Raw genomic sequence first — 21339 nt, forward strand, 5'->3', positions numbered from 1 at the left:
CATTGCGTGTTGTCTTTATGGGAACCCCGGATTTCTCCGTTCCGGTTCTGATGGAAATCATGGGGCAGGGGCATGAGGTCGTGGCGTGTTATACGCAGCCGCCAAGACCTGCCGGTCGCGGTATGGCTGAACGCAAGTCCCCGGTGCATGACAAGGCGGAAGCGTTTGGTATCCCGGTTTTCACGCCAACCAGCCTGAAAAATGAAGACGAGCAGGAGTTGTTCCGGTCTCATCAGGCTGATGTCGCCGTGGTCGTCGCCTATGGTCTGCTTCTGCCAAAAGCCATCCTGGATGCACCTGAAGAGGGCTGCCTCAATCTTCATGCGTCCCTTCTGCCGCGCTGGCGCGGTGCCGCGCCTATTCAGCGCGCTATCATGAGCGGCGATGCGGAAACCGGTGTTATGGTTATGCAGATGGATGAAGGGCTGGATACAGGTCCGGTCGCCATGGCGGAAAAACTCCAGATTACGGATCAGATGACCGCGTCCGATCTTCATGACCGGTTGGCTGTCCTTGGTGCGGACCTGATGGTCCGTGCTCTGGCTGCCCTTGACCGCGGCTCGCTTGGGGCGCAGCCGCAGTCTGATGATGGCGTGACCTATGCTGCCAAGATCGATAAGGCTGAAGCCCGCATCGACTGGGCTCGTTCAAACCGCGATGTGCACAACCATATTCGTGGCCTGTCTCCGTTCCCTGGCGCATGGTGCGAGATGGATCTCGGTGGCAAGGTTCAAAGGGTCAAAATCCTGAGAACGGAGCTGGCAGATACAGAACACGAGGCGGAGGCTCCCGGTAGCCTGCTTGATGACGGTTTGACCATCGCCTGCTCTTCCGGCGCTATCCGTATCCTTGAGCTTCAACGGGCTGGCAAGGGTGCGATGAAAGCGGATGAGTTTCTGCGTGGCAATGATGTCCGTACGGTTGGGTAGACGGCCCTATATCTCCGGGTCTGTGCGCTGTTTGCTTATCCAGGGAAGTTTGAAGCGATCGGTATGGTAGGGCAGTCTTATCTGTGCCCGCTCGACGGCTGATTTCTCGAGGACCGCCAGTGACAGGCCGGAGTTCGCCTGCTCGGCTCGCGCCAATGCCTTGCCGTCAGGGGCAATGATACAGCTGCCACCATAATAGTGCATGTGGTTTTCCTGTCCGGTATAGTTGGCGTAGCAGAGAAAAACCCCATTCTCGAAAGCCCGGGCCGGAACCACTGATTCCGCAACAACTCCCCACTGTGCGCCGAGCGCGGTCGGGACTAGGACAAGATCTGCACCATTCAGGGCCACGTGGCGCAGGGCTTCTGGAAACTCCACATCATAGCAAACCAGAATGGCGACGGTGAAATCGGCAAGCTGAAACAGCTCGCAGCCGTGTCCGGGTGCGAAATAGTTCTCCTCAAAGCCAGGAGGCAAGACCAGCTTCCGGTGCTGCCCGATGAGCCTGCCGGTTCTGTCTATGCATTGGGCCGTGTTGAAAAGTGTTTTGTCCTGTCGCTCGGCAAACCCATAGAGGATTGCCGTCTGATGATGCCGTGACAGCTCGGCAATTGCTTCAGCAAATGGCCCGTCCGGTGTCTCGGCCCTGTCGAGGATGGCTTCACCGATATTGTATCCGCACTGAAACAGCTCGGGCAGAACAATCAGATCCGGTCGCAGGCCTGTATTGCTGGCCAGCGTGTTGGAGAGCCAGCGCAGGCGCTCTTCGGAGGTTGCAAGGTCCGCTGGGCACTGCGCGACACCCACTGTCAGGGACGAGGTCATGGATCAGCTCTTGCTCAGCAGGATTTCACGCGGATAGTGCGTGATATAGTCTGCGCCCGTTTCCGTGACCACAATGCTGTCGCCAATGCGTCCGGCGGTCTCCCCGTTGACGGAAATGCCCCCATCCACCGCGAAAGTCATCCCCGGCTGCAGAATAGTCTTGTCACCGGCTTTCAGTTCCGGTGCTTCAAGATAGGCAACGCCGATTGACCGACCTGTTCTATAGCCGGTTTCGTAGCCACGTTCGCGGTAAACATCATTGGCTGCGGCGGCCACATCCTCGGCCTTGACGCCGGGGCGGATGGCTGCGATGGCAGCCTGCTGTGCATCAATAGCCGCCTGCTGAACATCCCTGTCCTTATCCCTGATATCGTCAATATGAAACATCCGGTCAAAGCCCAGCTTGTATTGTTTGAACTGTGCCATATTGCAAAAGCAGAAATAGACCGGATCAAATCGCTCATAGGGTTTGACGCTGGCGCGCTGATGGACCATGGATGTGTTCTTGCCGCTCTGCAGAATTTGCAGATTGTGAATCATGGGCGACACAAACCGGTCCCATCCCCTGTCGGTCAGGAACCCGGCTGCCTTATGTGATCCTGCTTCAATCACGGCAAGGGCCGATTCGTATTCCCGGGCTCCTTCGCGCAGGCTGTCATGGGCCGCCGCCATCATGGCTCCGGCAATCTGCCCGGCTTCCTTCATAATGCTGATCTCAAAGGGCGTCTTGATCATGCGCATGGCCCCGAGCACAGGTGAGATATCCCGCAGCGGTACACCGGGATAGGTGTCGTCCAGATGATTCCGGACCAGGGCTGGCACTGTCGGTTTCTCAATCCAGATGTCCTGCGGGTTATCCCCCAGAGTTTCCGCAAGCGCCCGGCCCCAGCTCCGTTGCCCCATATCTTCCCATGTCTGGACATCATCAACCCAGGTCATGGCAGAAACCATTTCCGATTCCATCAGAGGGGTGATGACTGTCGGTTCACCATCTGCATCAACAATCAGCATGGTCGGGCGCCCGAATTCGATGCCCAGATAGCCCCAGAAGCCCGCCAGATAGGCAATCGAACTTTCATCGGTAAAGACGGCTTTCCGGATCTTCCGGTCTTTCATCTGCGCCTGAAGAAGGCGGGTGCGGGCTTTGGCTTCATCCAGCATGTGGTGCTCCCTGTCCGATGTGTGGTCTGGCTTTACGCGTGGACGGTCTCATTTAAAGCCAAGCTGTATACACCTGTCGAGAAAAAAGATAATAATATAGAAGGATTCAGTCGAAATCTGAGAGAGCTGTATGCATTTGTAAGGTTCTCTCGTAAAAAGGGGTCGTAATGACAAAGGGTTTCAGGGCATCAACGGAGAGTTCAGATGATGAAAAAATGTCCGTTGACGCTATACAGAAAGAGATTGTTCGTCGGATCTGTTTCCTTGATTACGCCCCGGGATGTCAGCTGAAGGAGGCCGAGCTGGCCAGGGAGTTTGGCGTTAGTCGTACGCCTGTCAGAGATGCGATCAGTCGGATCAAGCACCTTGGCCTGGTTGATACACGCAACGGTGTCGGAACCGTGGTTGTCAGGCTTACGAAGGATCAGATCCGGGATGTCTATGACATGCGATTAAATCTGGCCCAGCTGATTGGCAGCATGTCTCCAAGGCCCGTAACCGCTCATGATATCCAGCAGATCAATGACCTTCTGAACTCGGCTGTCGAACTGGAACAGGTCTTTGACGCCCGCCTTTATGTTGCGTTGAATGATCGGCTGCAGAACCTGATTGCCGGTCTCATCGGTAATGAGATGTTGCGGGCGTTCTGGTTGCACGCCTATGTGCAGGCTGCGAGCACCTGGTACCGTGTTGCAGCGCTTGCGGGTCAGGAAGTGGCCGGTGCTTTTGTGCAGGAGCTTCAGGGCGTCAGAGAGGCGCTACTGCAGGGGGACATGGTCGCGCTGGGGCTCGTCCAGAGAATCCATATCGGCTACGGCTACCAGAGAATTATTCAGCATGCGTCGGCTGACGTGGGAGCCGGTTCTGCAGTCTCACCTCATGGGAGTGCATCCTGACCCTAGAGATGCAACACGTCCAGACGGCCGTCTGCATAGGCATTGAGCAGGCAGGTCACCAGCGGTATCAGATCTGAATCCACCATATTGCACGCAAAGGCCGGGCTGAAGATGGAGATTTCTCCGGCGAAGAACTGGTCGAGCAGACGCTGGCAGACCGGATGTATGTCGTCCGGCAGACTGCAGAGGTCAGGCGTCGGGATAGGCAGTCCTTGTGTATCCGTCATCTGTCCAGTGTGCCGAAGAATGGGCTGACTGTCTTCTGAAAACCGCTCAACAAATTCGTGAAGATCAAATCGCGCTGGCGCGGCACACTATTTTCTACGGTTTTGCCGTCTTATCTGCTAAGAGGTGCGTCTGGGCGGTCCTGAGGCTGCCCCATGACAAGACTGATCCGCATGGACAGATGAATGGGAGACGTGCTCGTGCGTTATGTCAGTACGAGGGGGGAAGCCCCGGAACTCGGTTTTTCAGATGTATTGCTGGCTGGCCTGGCCCGTGATGGTGGCCTTTATGTGCCTTCCGACTGGCCGCAACTTGATGAGAAGACCATCAAGAGCTTTGCCGGTAAACCTTATGCGGATGTGGCTTTTGAAGTCATCAAGCCCTTTGTTGGTGGCGAGATTGCTGACAGCACTCTGAAGACCATGGTTGATGAGGCATATGCCTCCTTCCGTCATCGTGCCGTCACCCCGCTTGTCGAGATCGGCCCGGAAGAATGGGTGCTGGAGCTGTTCCACGGCCCGACGCTGGCTTTCAAGGACGTGGCCATGCAATTGCTTGGCCGTCTGATGGATCATGTGCTTGGCGAGCGCGGACAGCGGGCGACCATTGTCGGGGCAACCTCCGGCGATACTGGCGGTGCTGCCATTGATGCATTTCGTGGTCGCGACAATGTGGATATCTTCATCATGTTCCCGGACGGGCGGGTATCGCCTGTACAGCGGCGACAGATGACCACAATTGAAGACCGCAATGTGCATGCGATTGCTGTTGAAGGCACGTTTGATGACTGTCAGGCCATCGTCAAGGGCTGCTTCAATCATCATGCATTCCGGGATCGGGTTTCGCTGGCTGGTGTCAATTCGATCAACTGGGCACGGGTCATGGCCCAGATTGTCTATTATTTCACCAGTGCTGTTGCCGTTGGCGCGCCGCACCGTCCCATATCCTTTACGGTACCAACGGGCAATTTCGGCGATATCTTTGCGGGCTATGTAGCCATGCAGATGGGCTTGCCGGTCGACCGTCTGGTGGTTGCCACCAATGAGAACGACATTCTGACCCGGGCGATGGATACGGGATCTTATGAGATGCGCGGCGTCAAGGCGACCATCTCGCCCTCCATGGACATTCAGATCTCGTCGAACTTCGAGCGTCTGCTGTTTGAAGCCTATAACCGTGATGGCGATGCGATTGATACGCTGATGCAGCGTCTGGGACAGGCCCGCCGGTTCGAAATCACCGATGATGCACTGATGCAGATCCGGTCGGATTTTGCTGCGGGTCGGGCTGATGAAGATGAGGTCCGGGCGACCATCCGCACCGTGCGGGAGGAGAGTAATTACCTGCTTGATACGCATACGGCCATTGGTGTTGCCGTCGGGCGCAAGCATGTGAAAAAGGGCGTTCCGATGATCGTCCTCGGCACAGCCCATCCGGCCAAATTCCCTGATGCTGTCGAAGAGGCTTGCGGTTATCGCCCGCCTTTGCCTCTCTGGGCCGAAGGGATGATGAGCAAAGAAGAAAAGTTCTCGGTTCTTCCTAATGATCAGGCTAAGGTCGAAGCCTTTATTGAAGAACACAGCCGCGCAGTCGGCATGGAGGTATAAGCATGACTGTCAGGGTGACACAACTGGAAACCGGACTGACAGTCGCTACTGAAACCATGCCTCACCTGCAAAGCGCCGCCCTTGGTATCTGGGTAGCCGCTGGCGCGCGGGTCGAAACAGCTGCACAGCAGGGGATTTCCCATCTGCTTGAGCATATGGCATTCAAGGGCACCAAAACCCGCAACGCCCTTGAAATTGCCGAAGAGATCGAAGCCGTTGGTGGTGAGCTGAACGCCTCGACCGGGGTTGAAACCACGGCTTTCTACGCCCGGGTTCTGAAGGAAGATACGCCTCTGGCCCTGGATATCCTCAGTGATATCCTGACCCATTCGGTGTTTGATGATCAGGAATTGCGCCGCGAACAGCACGTGATCCTTCAGGAACTTGGGGCCGCTCTGGATACGCCGGATGACCGGGTTTTTGATATCTTTCAGGAAACGGCATTCCCCGATCAGCCGCTTGGGCGGAATATTCTTGGTACTCGCGAGACGATCACCCGGATCGGGTCAGCGGACCTGCGCAGTTTCATGAAGACTCATTATCGCGGTTCTTCCATGGTTCTGGTTGCGGCCGGTGGTGTTGATCATGACGAGATCGTCGCTCTGGCCCGTGAAAAACTGGCGGATGTCTCCACCGGAACCACACCTGATATGGAAGAAGGCAACTATGTGGGCGGAGACCGTCGGGAGGTTCGCGACCTGATGGAAGCCCAGCTGACCCTTGGCTTCAAGGGGCGGACCTATCGGTGCGATGATTTCTACACAGCCCAGCTTCTGGCAGCAGTCATGGGCGGCGGTATGTCATCCCAGCTCTTCCAGGAAGTGCGCGAGAAGCGTGGCCTCTGCTATTCCGTCTATGCTTTCCACTGGGGCTTTTCCGATACGGGACTGTTCGGCGTTCATGCAGCGACCGGCGAAGAAGATATCGAAGAACTGATGCCGGTGATCATCAATGAACTTGGCAAGGCTAAGGACCGGATTGAAGATGATGATGTGGCCCGCGCCAAGGCCCAGATGAAAGCGGGTCTTTTGATGGGGCTTGAAAGCCCGGCATCCCGCGCAGGCCAGATTGCCCGGCAGATCATCGTGTTCGGCAAGCCGATGATGCTTGATGAAATCGTGGCACGGATCGACAATGTATCGACCCAGGCCATTCGGGATCTGTCTGTCGAGATCTTCTCCCAGTCCATGCCGACACTGGCAGCCGTCGGGCCCGTTTCGCGTATTCCGGCTGCGTCAGATATCGCGTCAGCGCTTGCGGCCTAGGGTGAGTGTTATGCCGGTGCCGTTTTTTCAGGTGCTGAACAGACTACCGGAGATGCCGCCACTGCAGCATCATGATGTGGTGTTGCGGATCCCTGCGCTGACGGATTACCAGGACTGGGCCGCATTGAGAGAAGAAAGCCGGGCTTTTCTCAAGCAATGGGAGCCGACCTGGCCCTCAGATGATCTGACCAAGCCCGCTTTCCGTCGTCGCATCAGGCGTTATCATCAGGATATGCGGTGTGACCGGGCTTATTCGTTTTTCCTGTTTCGTCAGAGTGATGACCGCCTGATTGGTGGTCTGTCCCTCTCCAATGTCCGGCGGGGGATTACGCAGGCCTGCACGCTTGGGTACTGGATGGGGAAGCCCTATGCCGGATCCGGTTACATGACAGCAGGTGTTACAGCTGCGTTGCCCTTTGTTTTCCAGACCCTGCGTCTGCACCGGCTCGAGGCAGCCTGCCTCCCGTATAATGCAGCATCTATCCGGCTCCTTGAAAAAGTCGGATTCGACCGTGAAGGTTACGCGAAACGCTACCTGAAGATCGATGGTGAATGGCGGGATCACCTGCTGTTCGGCCTGATCTCATCGGATGAGTCGCGTTAGCTTCAGCCGTATCGCGATATCTGACAGGGTGGGGATGCAAAAACCCTTGTTCCTGCTCTGATATGCCAATAAAACCGGCTGGGGTTCGGAAAGCGCTTTGCTTTGAATCGCAAAAGGCCTATCACCGATAGGGGCGGCTGGTTTTCCGGCTGAATGAGAAAGAACGTTGAACATCAGTTTGTATGCTGGGCATCTGATAGTTCGGGGCAGAAGGTCAGGTTAGGTACGAGTGTTCACGCGCGGACTTCTTCTATGTCTGTTGGTCTTGTTTTCGATGCTGGGGGGCATCGGCTCGGCACAGTCTGTCGAGGCCATTTCTGTTCCCCTTGACGTCCCTGTTCTGGATCTGACGACAACGATTGAACGCCATTCCGGGACGGACCGGAAGGTTCAGGTTTCAACGGCCCCCGGGTCTGACGGAATCGTTCGCCGGATCGAGGTGCAGAGCCGCAGCTCGGAAGGCGCTGAAGGCTGGGCTGTCTTTGCTCTGGCCAATACCAGTGATCAGCAGATTGACCGTCTGCTTGTTGCCCCGCATTTCAGACTGGCCGGATCTGGGCTGGTCTGGCCGGATCTGGGGTCTGCTCGCATCGCCAACATTACCCGAAGCGAGGGTTTTGCCCCGCGCCGTCAGGACGCGACAGAAGCCGATGTGTTTCTCGTCACGCTTGACCCGGGCAGTGTGGTGACGTTCGTTGTGGAGCTTAGAACTGCAGAGCTGCCGCAATTCGCTCTCTGGGATCCGAATGCCTACAAGGATTCAGTCCATTCCTACGCGTTCTTCCGGGGCATTGTGATTGGCATTGCCGGTCTTCTGGCGCTGCTGCTGACCATTCTCTTCATTGTGAAATCGACAGCCATGTTCCCGGGCGCAGCTCTCTTTGCCTGGTCTGTACTGGCTTATCTGTCGATCGATTTCGGTTTCCTGACCCGCGTTTTGCAGATTGACCCGGGTGCCGAGCAGATCTGGCGCGCGATGACTGAGGTTCTGCTTTCCACCTCACTGGTTATCTTCCTGTTTGCCTATCTCAATCTGAACAGATGGCATGCGCGCTATTCCCATGTGACCATTGGCTGGCTTGTCATTCTTGGCCTGGTGCTCGGTATCGCCGCCTTCGACCCCGCCGTCGCCGCAGGAATTGCACGCATTTCGCTCGGCCTTATCGGCATTGTCGGCCTCGGCGTGATTATTTATCTGGCGCTGCATCACTATGACCGTGCCATCATGATCCTGCCCACATGGGTTCTGTTGCTGTTCTGGCTGCTGGGCTCTCTGCTGGCTATCTCGGGTGATATCGTCAACGATATCATTCAGCCTGCCCTGTCCGGCGGAATGGTGCTGCTGGTGCTCCTGATCGGCTTCACCATCATGCAGCATGCGCTTGCTGGTGGTTCAATTGGCCATACGGCGCAAGGCGATGTGGAGCGCAAGGCTCTGGCCCTTATCGGCTCGGGCGACATTCTCTGGGACTGGGATATCGAACGGGACCGGATTCATACGGGAAATGCCGCAGAGGATCTGCTTGGCTTGAGCCGTGGCAGTCTTGAAGGCCCGGCGCGCGACTGGCTGGAAATCCTGCATCCCTCTGACAGAAGCCAATTCAGCGCAACGCTTGATGCGGTGATTGACCAGAGGCGAGGGCGGGTCTCTCAGGATTTCAGACTGCGGTCAGAGGACGGCCACTATCGCTGGTTCCGCCTGCGTGGACGGCCGGTTCTGGGTTCAGATGGCGAAGTGATCCGCTGTGTTGGTACTCTGGTTGATATTACCGACCAGCGCCTGACAGAAGAACGGCTGCTGCATGATGCCGTTCACGACAATCTCACCGGTCTGCCCAATCGAAGCCTGTTTGTTGACCGTATGGAAACGGCAATTCGCCTGGCTCAGGCCGGGGCGGCCCCGTTGCCGGCCATGCTGGTGATTGATGTGGACCGGTTCAAGAATGTCAATGACAGCCTTGGCGTCACGGTCGGCGATTCCATTCTGCTGACGATTGCCCGGCGCCTGGCGCGGCACCTGAAGCCGCAGGATACGCTGGCGCGTCTCTCTGGTGATCAGTTCGGCCTGCTGCTGATTTCCGAGACCCAGCCAGACCGAATTGCAAGTATGGCGGACCATCTGCGCAAGGCTCTGCGCGCGCCTATTCTGTTTGGGGACCGCGAGATCTATCTGACGATTTCCATTGGCATAGCAATCGGGCAGGCCAACCAGACGAGCCTTGATTCCTGTCTGGGCGATGCGCAGCTGGCCATGTATCACGCCAAGCGGGGCGGCGGCGATGCCGTCGAGATCTTCCGACCCAGCCTGCGCCAGCATGAGCCGGACTACCTGTCGATTGAATCAGATCTTCAGAAGGCGCTGGAACGTAAGGAAATTGTTGTCTATTACCAGCCGGTCATTGACCTGAGCAGCCAGTCCGTTGCCGGGTTTGAAGCACTGGTACGCTGGAAGCATCCCCAGCGCGGGCTGCTGTTGCCGGGTGACTTTATTCCGGTTGCTGAGAATACAGGCCAGATCACAGAGCTCGGATCCTATGTTCTCGAAGAAGCCGCAAGGCAGCTTGCGGTCTGGCAGAGCAACCGTACGGATGGCCCGGGCCTGTTTGTCAGCGTCAATGTCTCCAGCAGACAGCTTTTCGCCAATGATCTTCTGGCTGAAGTGAAGGCCATTCTGGCGCGCAACCACATTGCCCAGGGTACCCTGAAGCTGGAACTGACAGAATCGCAGATTATGGAGAACCCGGAGCAGGCGTCGAAGATCCTGACCCGGATCAAGGAGTTCGGCGCGGGTCTGTCTCTGGATGATTTTGGAACCGGTCACTCATCGCTGTCTTATCTGCAGCGCTTCCCCTTTGATACGTTGAAGATTGACCAGTCATTCGTTCATCCAAGTGACCGCGGTACAGGCCCTGTTATCCTGCGGACGATTATCGGCCTGGCCCATGACCTTGGCCTCGATATTGTTGCTGAGGGAGCCGAGACAGAGTCAGATGCGCTGCAGCTTTATCAGATGGGCTGCCAGTATGCGCAGGGCTTCCTCTATGGACAGGCTGTTGAGGCCAATGACGCAACAAAGCTTCTGAACAGTGCTGACTTCACCCCAAGCAGCCAGGCCGGGCAATAGGCGGGATAGGCGCTATGCCACGTTTTCGTCTTCACGTTGAATATGCAGGCACGGGCCTGGCAGGATGGCAGAAGCAGGCTGATGTGCCCTCGGTCCAGCAGCAGATAGAAGAGGCGGTCAGAGCGTTCTCCGGTGAAGCGGTGACCATAAGGGGAGCCGGCCGGACGGATGCCGGTGTTCATGCGACCGCGCAGATAGCCCACCTTGATCTTGAGAAAGATTGGCCAACGGATACGATCCGGGATGCGCTCAATCATCACCTGAGGCCAACGGCAACAGCGATCCTTTCCGCAGAGATGGTCGATGATGATTTTGATGCCCGCTTCTCTGCAACAAAGCGTGCCTATGTCTACAAGATCGTCAACAGACGGCCTCAGCCAACGCTTCAGCGTGGACGGGTCTGGCAGGTGCCGCGCCCGCTGGATGTGGAAGCCATGCAGGCTGCTGCTGACAGCCTGATGGGAACCCATGATTTCACCACCTTCCGGTCTTCTGAATGCCAGGCCAAGTCACCGGTCAAGACCCTGGACGAGCTTTCCGTGCACAGGACAGGCGACCTGATCACCATCCATGCAGTGGCGCGGTCCTTTCTTCACAATCAGATTCGCTCTTTCGTCGGTTCATTGAAACGGGTGGGGGAAGGTGTCTGGCCTGTGGAGCAGATGGCCGAGGCGCTTGAAGCGCGGGACAGAAAAGCCTGCGGCCCGGTTGCACCACCGGACGGGCTCTATCTGATGCGGGTCGATTACCCGGACAGGTCCTTTGTCAGCTGGCCCTGAAAATACAGAAATGGCCCATGAGCCTTGGCTCTGGAACAGTTTGCACCACCGACAAGATCCTTTAAAGGCCTGCGAGCTTTTCCAGCCCCTGGCTAAACAGGATTGCCAGCAGAATATCGATTACGATCAGTCCGACAGCAGCTGATACAGGGCAGTGCAGCGTCCGGCGGATGATGATGAACTGATAGCGTATGATCAGGGCAACAGCGATGATCCTCAGGAACATAAATGTGGCGATATCGACCACACCCAGAAGATAGAGCAATGCAGGAGCGGTAACGAACTGGATGGCAATCAGTGAGGCCCAGTTTCTGGCGACAATCAGCCGTGCATAATGCTCACTGCCGCCGAATGCTCTCACAAAAAAGATCGCCAGAACCGGAAAGACAAGCCAGTCTATGCCGATGGTCACAGCCTCAAGCAGGTAGTGGTTCCCCGTCGGCGTGAATCCGTCCGGCGCGGCATTCTCATCCAGAAGAGCAAACCGGGCCAATACATTGATGGCATAGAAAGGGACAAGATAAACCAGCACCAGAAACGAGCGCCAGAACCCCGAGTAGCTCGTATCTAATGCTGACAGCCCGCTTGTGTCACCAAAAAACAGGCGCCAGACGCCTTTTACAGAGCGGGTTGTTTCCTCAATGCTTGGCAGGGCCATCAGGTTTACAGATCCGTATTGAGTGACCGCCGGATAAAGGCTGCATAGATGAGGGTCAATTTCTGAAGATCGGCAACAGGGACGCATTCATCCGTCTGATGCATGGTCTGGCCGACCAGCCCGAACTCGACAACCGGGCAATAATTGCGGATGAAACGGGCGTCAGAGGTGCCGCCACCTGTGGACAGCGCCGGTTTATGACCTGTCACATCCTCAATAGCTGCGGACAGGTTACCGATAAGCGTTTCATCGCGTGTCAGGAAGACCCGGCTCAGAGCGGGTTCCATGCGGATGTCAAAGCCGGTGCCGTCAGGCAGGGCCGAAGACAGTTTCGCGCTGATCCAGTCTTCAATGGCCTCCGGCGTCCAGAGATCGTTGTAGCGCACATTGAAGGTGGCACGAACCTCAGACGGAATGACGTTGAAGGTGGTGTTGCCGGTATCAATGGAAACAATCTCAAGATTGCTTGGCTGGAAATGATCCGTGCCCTGGTCAAGTGGCTCGTCAAACAGGCTCGTCAGAGCTTTTGCCAATCCGCGCATCGGGTTGATGGCCCGATCCGGATAGGCCACATGCCCTTGCTTGCCGAGAATACGAATTGCTCCGTTCTGGCTGCCGCGACGGCCGATTTTGATGGCATCGCCAATGGTTTCCGGATTGGTCGGCTCACCAACAAGGCACATGTCGAAACGCTCGCCGCGGTCATGGACCCATTGCAGCAGCTTGATGGTGCCGTTGATGGCCGGGCCTTCCTCATCCCCTGTAATCAGGAAGGAGAGGCTGCCCTTTTCAAGACCGTGTTCCCGCAGATGGTTCAGGGCTGCCGCTGCATAGGCAGCAATGCCGCCCTTCATATCAACCGCGCCGCGTCCATGCAGGATATCGTCCGCAATCACTCCGCCAAAGGGCGGGTGTGTCCAGTCCGCTTCGTCCCCGACGGGAACCACATCCGTGTGGCCGGCAAAACAGATATGCGGTGACCCGGAACCGATGCGGGCATAGAGATTGTCGATATCCGGTGTGTTGTCATCGGAAAACGGTACCCGATGAACTTCGAAACCTGCATCCGACAGCAGAGTGCCAAGATAGTCCAGCGCGCCACCTTCGTGCGGCGTGATGCTGGGGCAGGTGAGGAGAGACCGGGCTATGGCCACCGGATCGGTGCTGTCGACATCATGTTTCATGACCTCGGTTTAGCCCGAGCATGATGGGGCGTCAAACGTCAATTCCGGATCTGAACAGACTTTACAGCTTGCTGATTTTCAGCGGGTTCTGCCAGGGGCAGACGATCGCGGAATGGCTGCTTCAACCTCAGCAGAGCGCTGATAACATCAAAGGCGGTCGGAGGCAGGAAATGGAACCCCTGACCAATCGTGAGACCCAGATGTGTGATCTTTGTAAGCTGGTCGACGGTCTCGATGCCTTCGACCACAACATCCATGTTGAGTGGCCCTGAGAGGTCGCCGATTGCTTTGACGATTGCGAGACATTCGCCAGAGCCATCTCCGAGCTTACGGGTGAAATCCCGGTCCACTTTGAGTTCCGCCACTGGCAGTTCCATCAGGTGGGTCAGGGAGGCAAAGCCTGTACCAAAATCATCCAGTGACAGGCGATATCCGGCCGAGCTCAACTCTTTCAGGAAGCGAGGGACATCTTCTGTGCCTCGACCGACAACGCAATCCTCGGTGATTTCCAACGTCAGACATTCCCGCGGTACACCGGTTTCTTCAAGCCGATTGAGCAACTGGCGCAGGACACTGGATGTTCTGAGCTGGGTTGGATGCAGGTTCACGGCAACTGGAATCCAGCGACCTGTCTGGCTGTGCCATTTCTTCAGGTCCCGGCCAACAGTGGAGAACAGCAATTCGCTTAGCTCGCTGACCAGCCCGTAACGTTCGGCGACCGGGATAAACTCGCTTGGCGGAATGATACCGTCTTCTGGATCAGGCCAGCGCATCAGAGCTTCAAGCCCGAGCAGATTGCCAGCGGTAAGGCAGACCTTCGGCTGATAATGCACGGTCAGATAATTCATGCTGATGGCATGCTGCAGACGTTGTCCCAGGTCTCTGGCGCGATTGGTTGTATGGCGCAAGGCGTCATCAAAGACACAGAAACCGTGACGGCCTGCAGCCTTTACAGAGCGCAGAGCATGCCCGGCATTGACCAGAAGACGGTCCGGATCAATACCGTCGAGAGGCGTCCGAACTGCACCGATGCTGACACTGGGCATCAGGTGCTGGCCGTCATAGACCACAGTCTGGCCCAGTATGTCTCTGGCCGTTCTGCAGCAATCCTCTAGAATCTGCTTGTCCTGATGGTCTGTAATAATCAGGGCAAACTCATCGCCGGACAGGCGCGCAACCAGACCATCTGGCCCAGCCAGTTTGACCAGACGGTTGGCTATCTCGGCCAGCAGGAAATCCCCGGCCTCGTAGCCATAGCTGTCATTGACATTCTTGAAGTGGTCCAGATCAACCAGAACGATAGCGTAGCTCTTGCCTTGCTTGGATACTCTGGACAGACAAAGATCAAGCTCGCGGCGGAACATGACGCGGTTGCCCACTTGAGTAACGCTGTCTGTGTAGGCCAGCTCGGAAATCTGTCGTGCTGCGCGCTTCAGCTTGACGTTCTTCTCCTGCATGGCGTTTTTCTGAAACCGTTCCTGCTGGTATTTCGTCATGAACAGGAAGGCGAAGAAAACCAGAGCTGAAAGCAGAGCATAAAGGCCAAGCACCAGATAGATTGATGAACCCAGTTCACCAATGGACCAGATCGAATAGTTCTGGACCGGGACGGTAACACCCAGAACGCCCCGAATCTCTCCGACCTTCCAGTCGGTCTTGGGAGAGCCTGCAATTGTGTTGTGGCAGTCCACACAGCCCTGCTCCATACGGATCGGCTGTGCCAGACGAAAAACCGTCTGTCCATTGATGGTGTCCAGTTTCTGGAACCGATCCGTCTTCCCCTGGCTGAGAACGGACAGGGCATCATTTTCAAACTGATCCCGTGGCGTTCCGTCTGCAGCCTCCCGGAATGAGTAGTCACTGTAATAACGGAACTGCAGGTCTTCGTAACGTTTGCTCAGATTCCGTGTCAGATCGATCGTGAAGCTGGCCGGGAAGGGAATGGTTGGTGTTTCGCTTGTGCGATAATCCCGTTCAATCCGGATACCGGTTCGCTTGCCGTGTTTGACGATGGCATCTGAATAGAAGTTCTGGATATCCATAATGACGGTGGCGTAGGTCTCAGCAGACCGTTCTGCGAACTGTTCGCTGACCCAGTCAGAGACCTCGGTCGCCGTCAGCATGAGAAACAGACCACTGGCTAACGAGAACAGGCCGGCTGCGATCAGCGTCCTGACTGAATAGACAGTTGTCGAAAGTGTTTTCATGCGCCCCATCCTGAAAAACAGGCTAAAATTAGAGATAATAATTTAACAATTGGTAAGGAAGTAATGGATTCCAGTTTGTTAGGACGCGGAAAAAAGCCGGAAGCTGTATGATACAGCCTCCGGCTTTATAAGGTGCTGATTCTTGATAAAGTTGATTTCTAATCGCGCAGCAGCTCGTTGATTGAGGTTTTGGAACGCGTGCGCTCATCGACCCGCTTCACAATAACGGCGCAATAGAGATTCGGGCCTGGAGTGCCGTCAGGGAGCGGCTTGCCTGGCATGGTACCGGCCACGACAACGGAATAAGCCGGAACTTCACCCATGTGAACTTCGCCGGTTGTGCGGTCAACAATCTTGGTGGACTGTCCGATGAAAACGCCCATGCCGAGAACCGCGCCCTCACGGACGATGCAGCCTTCGACAACTTCCGAGCGGGCACCGATAAAGCAATTGTCTTCAATGATAACCGGTCCGGCCTGCAGGGGCTCGAGAACACCGCCAATGCCGACACCGCCGGAAAGGTGAACATTCTTGCCAATCTGGGCACAAGAGCCAACCGTGGCCCATGTATCCACCATGGTGCCTTCGCCGACAGACGCGCCAAGGTTGACGAAAGATGGCATCAGGACAGCACCCGGAGCAATATAGGCCGAACGCCGGACAACGCAGCCCGGTACAGCGCGGAAAGCTGCATCCCGGAAGCTGTCAGCAGTCCAGCCGTCAAATTTTGACGGAACCTTGTCCCACCAGACAGCGTCACCCGGGCCACCCTTGATGATGTCCATGTCATTGAGGCGGAAAGACAACAGAACAGCTTTTTTAAGCCACTGGTTGACGTGCCAGTTGCCGTCATCCTGGCGAACAGCCACGCGCTCTTTGCCGCTGTCCAGCAGCAGTAGAGCTTCATCGACAGCATCCCGGATTTCACCTTTGGTGGAGGTGGAAACGGAATCGCGGTTGTCAAAAGCGGTTTCGATAATGGATTGAAGCTGTTCGGTCATAATGTGTCCGTCATCAAGAAGGCCTTTTCTCCCGGAGAGGGCGGAAACAGGCAGGTTGAGTTGCGCTGACAATAGTCGACAGAACTGGCCTGTCAACGCGATGATTGCGCGGTTCTATAGAGAATGTTTTTTGTGAATGCAAGTCTGTATACAGTCTTGCGGAAGTATTATTTTTTTGCGTTGGCCGATGCGCTGTCATTACAGCGTGCTTCTGAAAAGTTGATAGACTTTTCAGACAAAAGCCCGCACGGAAAAAACTCTTAAAGCACCGCTGCCAATGCGGGTTAAAGGCCTGGTGCTTTATGGGTCTGAACCCCAGATCAAGGAATGAAAAGGAAGCTGCTCCCGGCAACCACCAGAAAAGCACCCAGCCATGCCGCGCCTGCGGGTCTTTCGCCTGTTTTGATCCAGAGCAGCGGCAAAAGCAGAACCGGCGTCGTTGCAGACAGGGTGGAGATGACACCAACTGATCCGCCTGAAAGAGCGAACAGCAGCAGGGTCATGCCGATGCCCATTCCCAAAAGCCCGGTGATACCGGCAAGTGCAGCTATTCTGGGGGTCAGAGGATTGCGTTGTTTGACCGCAGGAAACGGCAATTGCATGGCCAGGATAAGACAGAGTGCGGCAATACCCACCCGGATAGCAGATACAGCCACCGGGTCGGCACCACTTTCCATGACCGGTCTTGCCAGGATAGAGCCCACGGATTGAGACAAAGCCGTGACCAGACCGAAACCAACGCCAACAGCAAGAGAGCCTCTCACCTGTTCCCATTGGTGGAGCTGATCTTTCCGCTTGCCGAAGATAATGGCCAATACAACGCCGATGATGATCAGAAGGATACCGAAAAGCGCAGAGGGAGACAGTGTTTCGCCCAGAAATATCCAGCCGAGCAACACCGATATGGGCGCATTCATTGCGAACAGGATACCAGTCCGTCTTGGCCCGAGCCGGATCAATGTCAGATAGAGAGCGGTATCACCAAGAAAGATGCCGATAAATCCGGACAGGATGATTGGTACGGCCTGCGACACAGAGATCGTATCCCATGTCTGAGTGGCTGTGCAAAGACTGGCGAGCAGAACGAAGACAAAAATCTGGCGGATACGATTGAACCCGACCGCGCCCAGATGATCGGCTGGCTCTCTGGAAAGGAGTCCGCTGAGCGTCCAGCAAAGAGCGGCTGCCAGTGCGGCAAGTTCATAGATTGGCATGCGGGAACCGATATTGGAAAAAGAGAAGTATGCCGGTTCTGATGATTTCCGCAACTCAAGAGATTTGATGGATAGGACCACCAGGGCTGATCAATCGGGGCATGCCTGAAAACAAACAAGCAGGCTGTGAGACACAGCCTGCTTTGTGTGCTGTCGCGATATGACAGGGATAAAACCGCTTGTCAGAACAGGCTGTTGCTGCCCTGTTTTTTGAGCTCTTCGCGTGAATAGCCGTAGGTTTCAAGTGTGGCGTCATCAAGCGCCAGCAGAACACCATTCACATAGCGGCGCGCCTGGGCCATGCGGGCCTTTTCGTAGCGTGCGAAGATATCGCTGAAGAAGCGGCGTTTTACATTCGACATAACTGTTCCCTTCGATCTTGGCGAGCATAATGGCTGTCTGAAAGTCGCCATCCATGTCGCATGGAGAACATAGTTTGAATTTCTGTCGGTACCAGAGGCAATCACGCATAGGACCTATGCGTCAGGCGGGAAGCAAAGAGCATGGTAGATGCCCTTCTAAAGAGAAATTCTAACTATCTGAAATCGTGTATCTTTGCCGATATTCCGAGGGCGTATCGCCAATCTCCCGCTGAAAAAGGGCTCTGAACGCGCCTGTATCCTGATAGCCAACAGCCCAGGCAATCTGCTCAACAGACTGGACCGTTGTCTCCAGAAGGCGACACCCCTGGTCGAGGCGATGCTTTTGAAGATAGCGGGTTGGGGTCAGGCCTGTTGCACGCTTGAAACGACGCAGGAAGGTGCGGGGTTCAAGCCTCGCAGCATCTGCCAGAGCCGCGATGGTATGATGGTGTGCCGGGTTCTGCCGCATGATGTCTTGTGCCCGAAGGATATGGTCATCGCCATGAGACGTAACATCCTGAAAACGTGCATAGACACGCTGGTCTCTGCGCCCGGGATCTGCGAGGACAAAATGGGCGGTTTCCATCATGACGGCCTGGCTGCAATACCTCCTGATCAGCGCCAGTCCGAGATCGATCCAGGCCAGAAAACCACCGGCGGTGATCAGGTCCGGTTCTTCTATCACGGTACGACTGCAATCAAGTTGGACTGTGGGAAACTGTTGGGAGAAGGAAGCTGCCGCGCTCCAGTGCGTTGTCGCCGGACGTCCGTCCAGAAGCCCGGTTTCAGCAAGGCGGAACGCCCCCATGCAAACGGACCCGATAAGGCTGCCATTCTTATGAGCAGTTTGAAGATGTCGCAGGCCGTCGGATAACCCGTCCGGCTTTTGGCAGGGCAGAATGATCAGAGCATCCAGATCATCAAATCTGGCATCCGGTTCACAGATCTGAACGTTCAGAGGGGCTGTTGTCGAGAAAGTGTTGGCAGTTTCCAGAAGATCGGAAAGGCCATGGAGAACGGATTGACGGCAGGTCTGCCCCGTGATGAGGCCAATATCAGTCATGTGTCACTTATGCCCTCTGAAATGTCAATTTAGACACTCGTGGTCACACAATAAGCAGATTACGGAAGAGCATGCAATCCAATTGAAGGACGATAACAATGAATGATGTGCTCAAGGCAGCGGTCGAGAAAGCAAGCAATGGCTGGAAAGAGGCGTTCAATGCAGGCAATGCGGAAGGCTGCGCCTCTTTCTATGAGACTGATGCCACAATGACGGCCCAACCGTTCGGCACGTTCACAGGCCGTGAAGCAATCCAGGCGTTCTGGCAGCAGATCATTGATGGCGGCTATGCGGATGTCTGCTATTCCGACATCGAATGCGTCCAGGTTGATGACCAGAGCGTTCGTCTGTCTGCAAGCTGGACCATGAACAAGGCCGGTGGCGTTATTACCAATGAGCTCTGGGTTCTGCAGGCCGATGGCAGCATGCAGCTGCGGATCGATGAATTCGAGGCCAGATCATAGGCTGCGTGCCAAGCTTGTGTGATAGGCAGCCTGGGCTGTCTCAGGCTGCATCAAACTGAAGATTGTAAAGAGCCGCATAGTGGCTCTTTCTTGCCAGAAGCTCCGTATGTGAGCCTTCTTCCACAACGGTCCCTTCCGAGAGAACGGCAATCTTGTCAGCGTTCCGGACTGTTGACAGGCGATGAGCCACAACGATAACGGTCCGGTTCTCCGACAGAGCATCAAAGGCAGCCTGAACCTTGGTTTCAGACTCGCTGTCAAGCGCTGACGTTGCCTCATCCAGCAGAACAATCGGGGCGTCCTTCAGAATGGCACGTGCAATGGCCAGTCGCTGTCTTTGCCCGCCGGATAGCTGAGCGCCGTTCTCACCGACTTCCGTATCATATCCATGATCCAGAGCCGTTATGAAGTCATGGGCAAAAGCGCTGCGCGCGGCGGCCTCGATATCTGTATCGCTTGCATCCGGACGGCCAAGGCGCAGATTGTCACGGATAGTGCCCGAGAACAGGAACGTGTCCTGACTGACGAGGGCTATTGAATCCCTGAGACTGGTTGTGGTGACGGAAGCGATCTCCTGCCCGTCGATCTCAATCCGGCCGCTACCCACATCATAGAAGCGGAGGATCAGGTTGATGATTGTCGTTTTACCGCTGCCCGACGGACCAACCAGTGCGGTGGTCTTGCCACCTTCGGCTTTAAGAGACAGGCCATTCAGAATAGGGCTGTCCGAACCATACTGGAATGTCACATTGTCGAGCGCGACCGCACCTTGTGAGAGGGAAAGCGGCCTGGCATCCGGTTTCTCCCGTATTGTGAGCGGCAGGTCGAGAATCTCATACATCAGCCGGACACCGACAATATTCTGCTCAATCACGCCGCGCATCTTGGCGAGCCTCTTGGCAGGCTCATAAGCCATCAGCAGGGCGGTCAGAAAGGAGACGAATTCGCCGGGTGTCTGAGTGCCGCCAATTGTGCGCCAGCCGCCATAGAGGATGAAAAGGCCTACGGTCACACCGCCGAGTGTTTCCATCACCGGGCCGGTACGGGCTTTCAGCTTGGCAATCTTGTTCGCCTTGTCCTCAACGCTGGCCGTGGCATTTTCCATCCGGGCGTTCATATGACCCTCAAGACGGAAGGACTTGACGATCCTGTTGCCCTGAGTGGACTCCTGGACGACGGAGACGATCTCGGAAAGGGAGAGAAATTCCGCCTTGGCGATCTTCTTGATCTTGCGAATGATCCGCACCACCAGCGCGAAAGCCGGAATCCCCAGAAGAACGGCCAGGACCGAAAGCAGCGGATCCTGTATCAGCATGACAACAATCAGGCCGATGACTGTGAGCAGGTCGCGTCCGAACCGGGTTACGATGATCTCAAGCAGCATGCGGGCTGCTGTGGCATTGTGCGTCAGCCGGGTAACCAGTTCGCCAGTGGCGTGGCTGTGATAGAAATTGACACCCTGCTGTTGCAAATGAGCGAAGATTCGCCTCTGGCAAGTGGCCACAACGGCATTGCCGATCACATTGAGAATGACGGTCTGGGCGAAGGTCGCGAAACCCTTGGTCAGAAAGATTGCAACCACGGCTGCAGAGACCAGCGCAACCTTCTGCATGTCGCGTTCGACAAACAGCTCGTTGATCACATCCTTCATGATCCAGGCGCTTAAGCCGGTCATGGCAGCTGTGATAGCCATGAACAGGAAGGCAAGCAGATAGCGTCGTGCGTGGAGATGAAAGTTCTCGCGCAGCAACCGGATGATCAACTGCATAGC

The 21339-nt window shown here is 55.9% G+C and carries 19 protein-coding genes; 8 read left to right on the forward strand and 11 right to left on the reverse strand.

The annotated features are described in order from the left end of the window. Positions 1-2 precede the first annotated feature (2 nt). Positions 3-929 carry a methionyl-tRNA formyltransferase gene (gene fmt / locus RA157_RS08775; RefSeq protein WP_350336182.1) on the forward strand — a complete coding sequence of 309 codons (927 nt, stop codon included), beginning with the start codon at positions 3-5 and terminating at the stop codon, positions 927-929. Positions 930-935: 6 nt separating this feature from the next. Here the strand turns inward: fmt and RA157_RS08780 are convergent, their stop codons facing one another. Together RA157_RS08780 and RA157_RS08785 are read right to left on the reverse strand one after the other, a co-directional pair. Then, positions 936-1754, reverse strand: coding sequence for a carbon-nitrogen hydrolase family protein (locus tag RA157_RS08780; RefSeq protein WP_350336078.1), 819 nt, complete (start codon positions 1752-1754; stop codon positions 936-938). Positions 1755-1757: 3 nt separating this feature from the next. Then, positions 1758-2915 (reverse strand): M24 family metallopeptidase, encoded by a 1158-nt coding sequence (locus RA157_RS08785; RefSeq protein ID WP_350336079.1) that lies wholly within the window; start codon positions 2913-2915, stop codon positions 1758-1760. A gap of 215 nt (positions 2916-3130) precedes the next feature. Here RA157_RS08785 and RA157_RS08790 point away from each other — a divergent pair, with 215 nt between their 5' ends. Continuing rightward, positions 3131-3811 carry a GntR family transcriptional regulator gene (locus tag RA157_RS08790; RefSeq protein WP_350336080.1) on the forward strand — a complete coding sequence of 227 codons (681 nt, stop codon included), beginning with the start codon at positions 3131-3133 and terminating at the stop codon, positions 3809-3811. A 2-nt stretch (positions 3812-3813) separates the two neighbouring features. Here RA157_RS08790 and RA157_RS08795 read toward each other — a convergent pair whose 3' ends face one another. After that, entirely contained in the window at positions 3814-4038 is a 225-nt protein-coding gene (locus tag RA157_RS08795) for a hypothetical protein (protein WP_350336081.1), read from the reverse strand. A 183-nt stretch (positions 4039-4221) separates the two neighbouring features. Between RA157_RS08795 and thrC the strand changes: the two genes are divergently transcribed. The 5 genes from thrC to truA all read left to right on the forward strand — a co-directional run bounded on the left by thrC (position 4222) and on the right by truA (position 11415). After that, a complete protein-coding gene (gene thrC / locus RA157_RS08800; RefSeq protein WP_350336082.1) occupies positions 4222-5643 on the forward strand; it encodes a threonine synthase in 1422 nt (473 codons plus the stop codon). Positions 5644-5645: 2 nt separating this feature from the next. Beyond that, positions 5646-6908, forward strand: coding sequence for a M16 family metallopeptidase (locus RA157_RS08805; RefSeq protein WP_350336083.1), 1263 nt, complete (start codon positions 5646-5648; stop codon positions 6906-6908). 10 nt (positions 6909-6918) lie between these two features. Then, complete coding sequence (locus tag RA157_RS08810; RefSeq protein ID WP_350336084.1) at positions 6919-7512, forward strand: GNAT family N-acetyltransferase; 594 nt, start codon at positions 6919-6921, stop codon at positions 7510-7512. A gap of 274 nt (positions 7513-7786) precedes the next feature. Continuing rightward, positions 7787-10636 (forward strand): EAL domain-containing protein, encoded by a 2850-nt coding sequence (locus RA157_RS08815; RefSeq protein WP_350336085.1) that lies wholly within the window; start codon positions 7787-7789, stop codon positions 10634-10636. Between the two features lie 14 nt (positions 10637-10650). Next, positions 10651-11415 carry a tRNA pseudouridine(38-40) synthase TruA gene (gene truA, locus RA157_RS08820; RefSeq protein ID WP_350336086.1) on the forward strand — a complete coding sequence of 255 codons (765 nt, stop codon included), beginning with the start codon at positions 10651-10653 and terminating at the stop codon, positions 11413-11415. 61 nt (positions 11416-11476) lie between these two features. Here the strand turns inward: truA and RA157_RS08825 are convergent, their stop codons facing one another. The 7 genes from RA157_RS08825 to RA157_RS08855 form a co-directional block, all read right to left on the reverse strand. Then, positions 11477-12073, reverse strand: coding sequence for a hypothetical protein (locus tag RA157_RS08825; RefSeq protein ID WP_350336087.1), 597 nt, complete (start codon positions 12071-12073; stop codon positions 11477-11479). A gap of 5 nt (positions 12074-12078) precedes the next feature. Continuing rightward, positions 12079-13257: a succinyl-diaminopimelate desuccinylase gene (gene dapE, locus RA157_RS08830; protein ID WP_350336088.1), complete on the reverse strand. Its 1179-nt coding sequence runs from the start codon at positions 13255-13257 to the stop codon at positions 12079-12081. A 38-nt stretch (positions 13258-13295) separates the two neighbouring features. Next, entirely contained in the window at positions 13296-15464 is a 2169-nt protein-coding gene (locus RA157_RS08835; RefSeq protein WP_350336089.1) for an EAL domain-containing protein, read from the reverse strand. A gap of 158 nt (positions 15465-15622) precedes the next feature. Next, complete coding sequence (gene dapD, locus RA157_RS08840) at positions 15623-16465, reverse strand: 2,3,4,5-tetrahydropyridine-2,6-dicarboxylate N-succinyltransferase (protein ID WP_350336090.1); 843 nt, start codon at positions 16463-16465, stop codon at positions 15623-15625. Between the two features lie 320 nt (positions 16466-16785). After that, complete coding sequence (locus tag RA157_RS08845; RefSeq protein ID WP_350336091.1) at positions 16786-17679, reverse strand: DMT family transporter; 894 nt, start codon at positions 17677-17679, stop codon at positions 16786-16788. 182 nt (positions 17680-17861) lie between these two features. After that, positions 17862-18041, reverse strand: coding sequence for a hypothetical protein (locus RA157_RS08850; RefSeq protein WP_350336092.1), 180 nt, complete (start codon positions 18039-18041; stop codon positions 17862-17864). 169 nt (positions 18042-18210) lie between these two features. Continuing rightward, positions 18211-19104, reverse strand: coding sequence for a GlxA family transcriptional regulator (locus RA157_RS08855; protein ID WP_350336093.1), 894 nt, complete (start codon positions 19102-19104; stop codon positions 18211-18213). A 98-nt stretch (positions 19105-19202) separates the two neighbouring features. Here RA157_RS08855 and RA157_RS08860 point away from each other — a divergent pair, with 98 nt between their 5' ends. Continuing rightward, positions 19203-19568, forward strand: coding sequence for a YybH family protein (locus tag RA157_RS08860; RefSeq protein WP_350336094.1), 366 nt, complete (start codon positions 19203-19205; stop codon positions 19566-19568). 40 nt (positions 19569-19608) lie between these two features. Here the strand turns inward: RA157_RS08860 and RA157_RS08865 are convergent, their stop codons facing one another. After that, positions 19609-21336, reverse strand: a complete 1728-nt coding sequence (locus RA157_RS08865) for an ABC transporter ATP-binding protein (protein WP_350336095.1) — start codon at positions 21334-21336, stop codon at positions 19609-19611. Positions 21337-21339 lie beyond the last annotated feature (3 nt).

The sequence above is a fragment of the Coralliovum pocilloporae genome (assembly GCF_030845175.1).
Classification (GTDB): domain Bacteria; phylum Pseudomonadota; class Alphaproteobacteria; order Rhizobiales; family Cohaesibacteraceae; genus Coralliovum; species Coralliovum pocilloporae.

What these genes read in the sequence shown, in the direction of transcription:
- RA157_RS08815 (WP_350336085.1), top strand. Translation starts at nt 7,787, where the DNA reads ATGCTGGGGGGCATCGGCTCGGCACAGTCTGTCGAGGCCATTTCTGTT.
- RA157_RS08855 (WP_350336093.1), bottom strand. Translation starts at nt 19,104, where the DNA reads ATGACTGATATTGGCCTCATCACGGGGCAGACCTGCCGTCAATCCGTT.
- RA157_RS08825 (WP_350336087.1), bottom strand. Translation starts at nt 12,073, where the DNA reads ATGGCCCTGCCAAGCATTGAGGAAACAACCCGCTCTGTAAAAGGCGTC.
- truA (WP_350336086.1), top strand. Translation starts at nt 10,651, where the DNA reads ATGCCACGTTTTCGTCTTCACGTTGAATATGCAGGCACGGGCCTGGCA.
- RA157_RS08865 (WP_350336095.1), bottom strand. Translation starts at nt 21,336, where the DNA reads ATGCAGTTGATCATCCGGTTGCTGCGCGAGAACTTTCATCTCCACGCA.
- RA157_RS08850 (WP_350336092.1), bottom strand. Translation starts at nt 18,041, where the DNA reads ATGTCGAATGTAAAACGCCGCTTCTTCAGCGATATCTTCGCACGCTAC.
- RA157_RS08805 (WP_350336083.1), top strand. Translation starts at nt 5,646, where the DNA reads ATGACTGTCAGGGTGACACAACTGGAAACCGGACTGACAGTCGCTACT.
- RA157_RS08780 (WP_350336078.1), bottom strand. Translation starts at nt 1,754, where the DNA reads ATGACCTCGTCCCTGACAGTGGGTGTCGCGCAGTGCCCAGCGGACCTT.
- RA157_RS08810 (WP_350336084.1), top strand. Translation starts at nt 6,919, where the DNA reads ATGCCGGTGCCGTTTTTTCAGGTGCTGAACAGACTACCGGAGATGCCG.
- dapE (WP_350336088.1), bottom strand. Translation starts at nt 13,257, where the DNA reads ATGAAACATGATGTCGACAGCACCGATCCGGTGGCCATAGCCCGGTCT.
- RA157_RS08795 (WP_350336081.1), bottom strand. Translation starts at nt 4,038, where the DNA reads ATGACGGATACACAAGGACTGCCTATCCCGACGCCTGACCTCTGCAGT.
- RA157_RS08860 (WP_350336094.1), top strand. Translation starts at nt 19,203, where the DNA reads ATGAATGATGTGCTCAAGGCAGCGGTCGAGAAAGCAAGCAATGGCTGG.
- RA157_RS08835 (WP_350336089.1), bottom strand. Translation starts at nt 15,464, where the DNA reads ATGAAAACACTTTCGACAACTGTCTATTCAGTCAGGACGCTGATCGCA.
- RA157_RS08845 (WP_350336091.1), bottom strand. Translation starts at nt 17,679, where the DNA reads ATGCCAATCTATGAACTTGCCGCACTGGCAGCCGCTCTTTGCTGGACG.
- RA157_RS08785 (WP_350336079.1), bottom strand. Translation starts at nt 2,915, where the DNA reads ATGCTGGATGAAGCCAAAGCCCGCACCCGCCTTCTTCAGGCGCAGATG.
- thrC (WP_350336082.1), top strand. Translation starts at nt 4,222, where the DNA reads ATGGGAGACGTGCTCGTGCGTTATGTCAGTACGAGGGGGGAAGCCCCG.
- RA157_RS08790 (WP_350336080.1), top strand. Translation starts at nt 3,131, where the DNA reads ATGTCCGTTGACGCTATACAGAAAGAGATTGTTCGTCGGATCTGTTTC.
- dapD (WP_350336090.1), bottom strand. Translation starts at nt 16,465, where the DNA reads ATGACCGAACAGCTTCAATCCATTATCGAAACCGCTTTTGACAACCGC.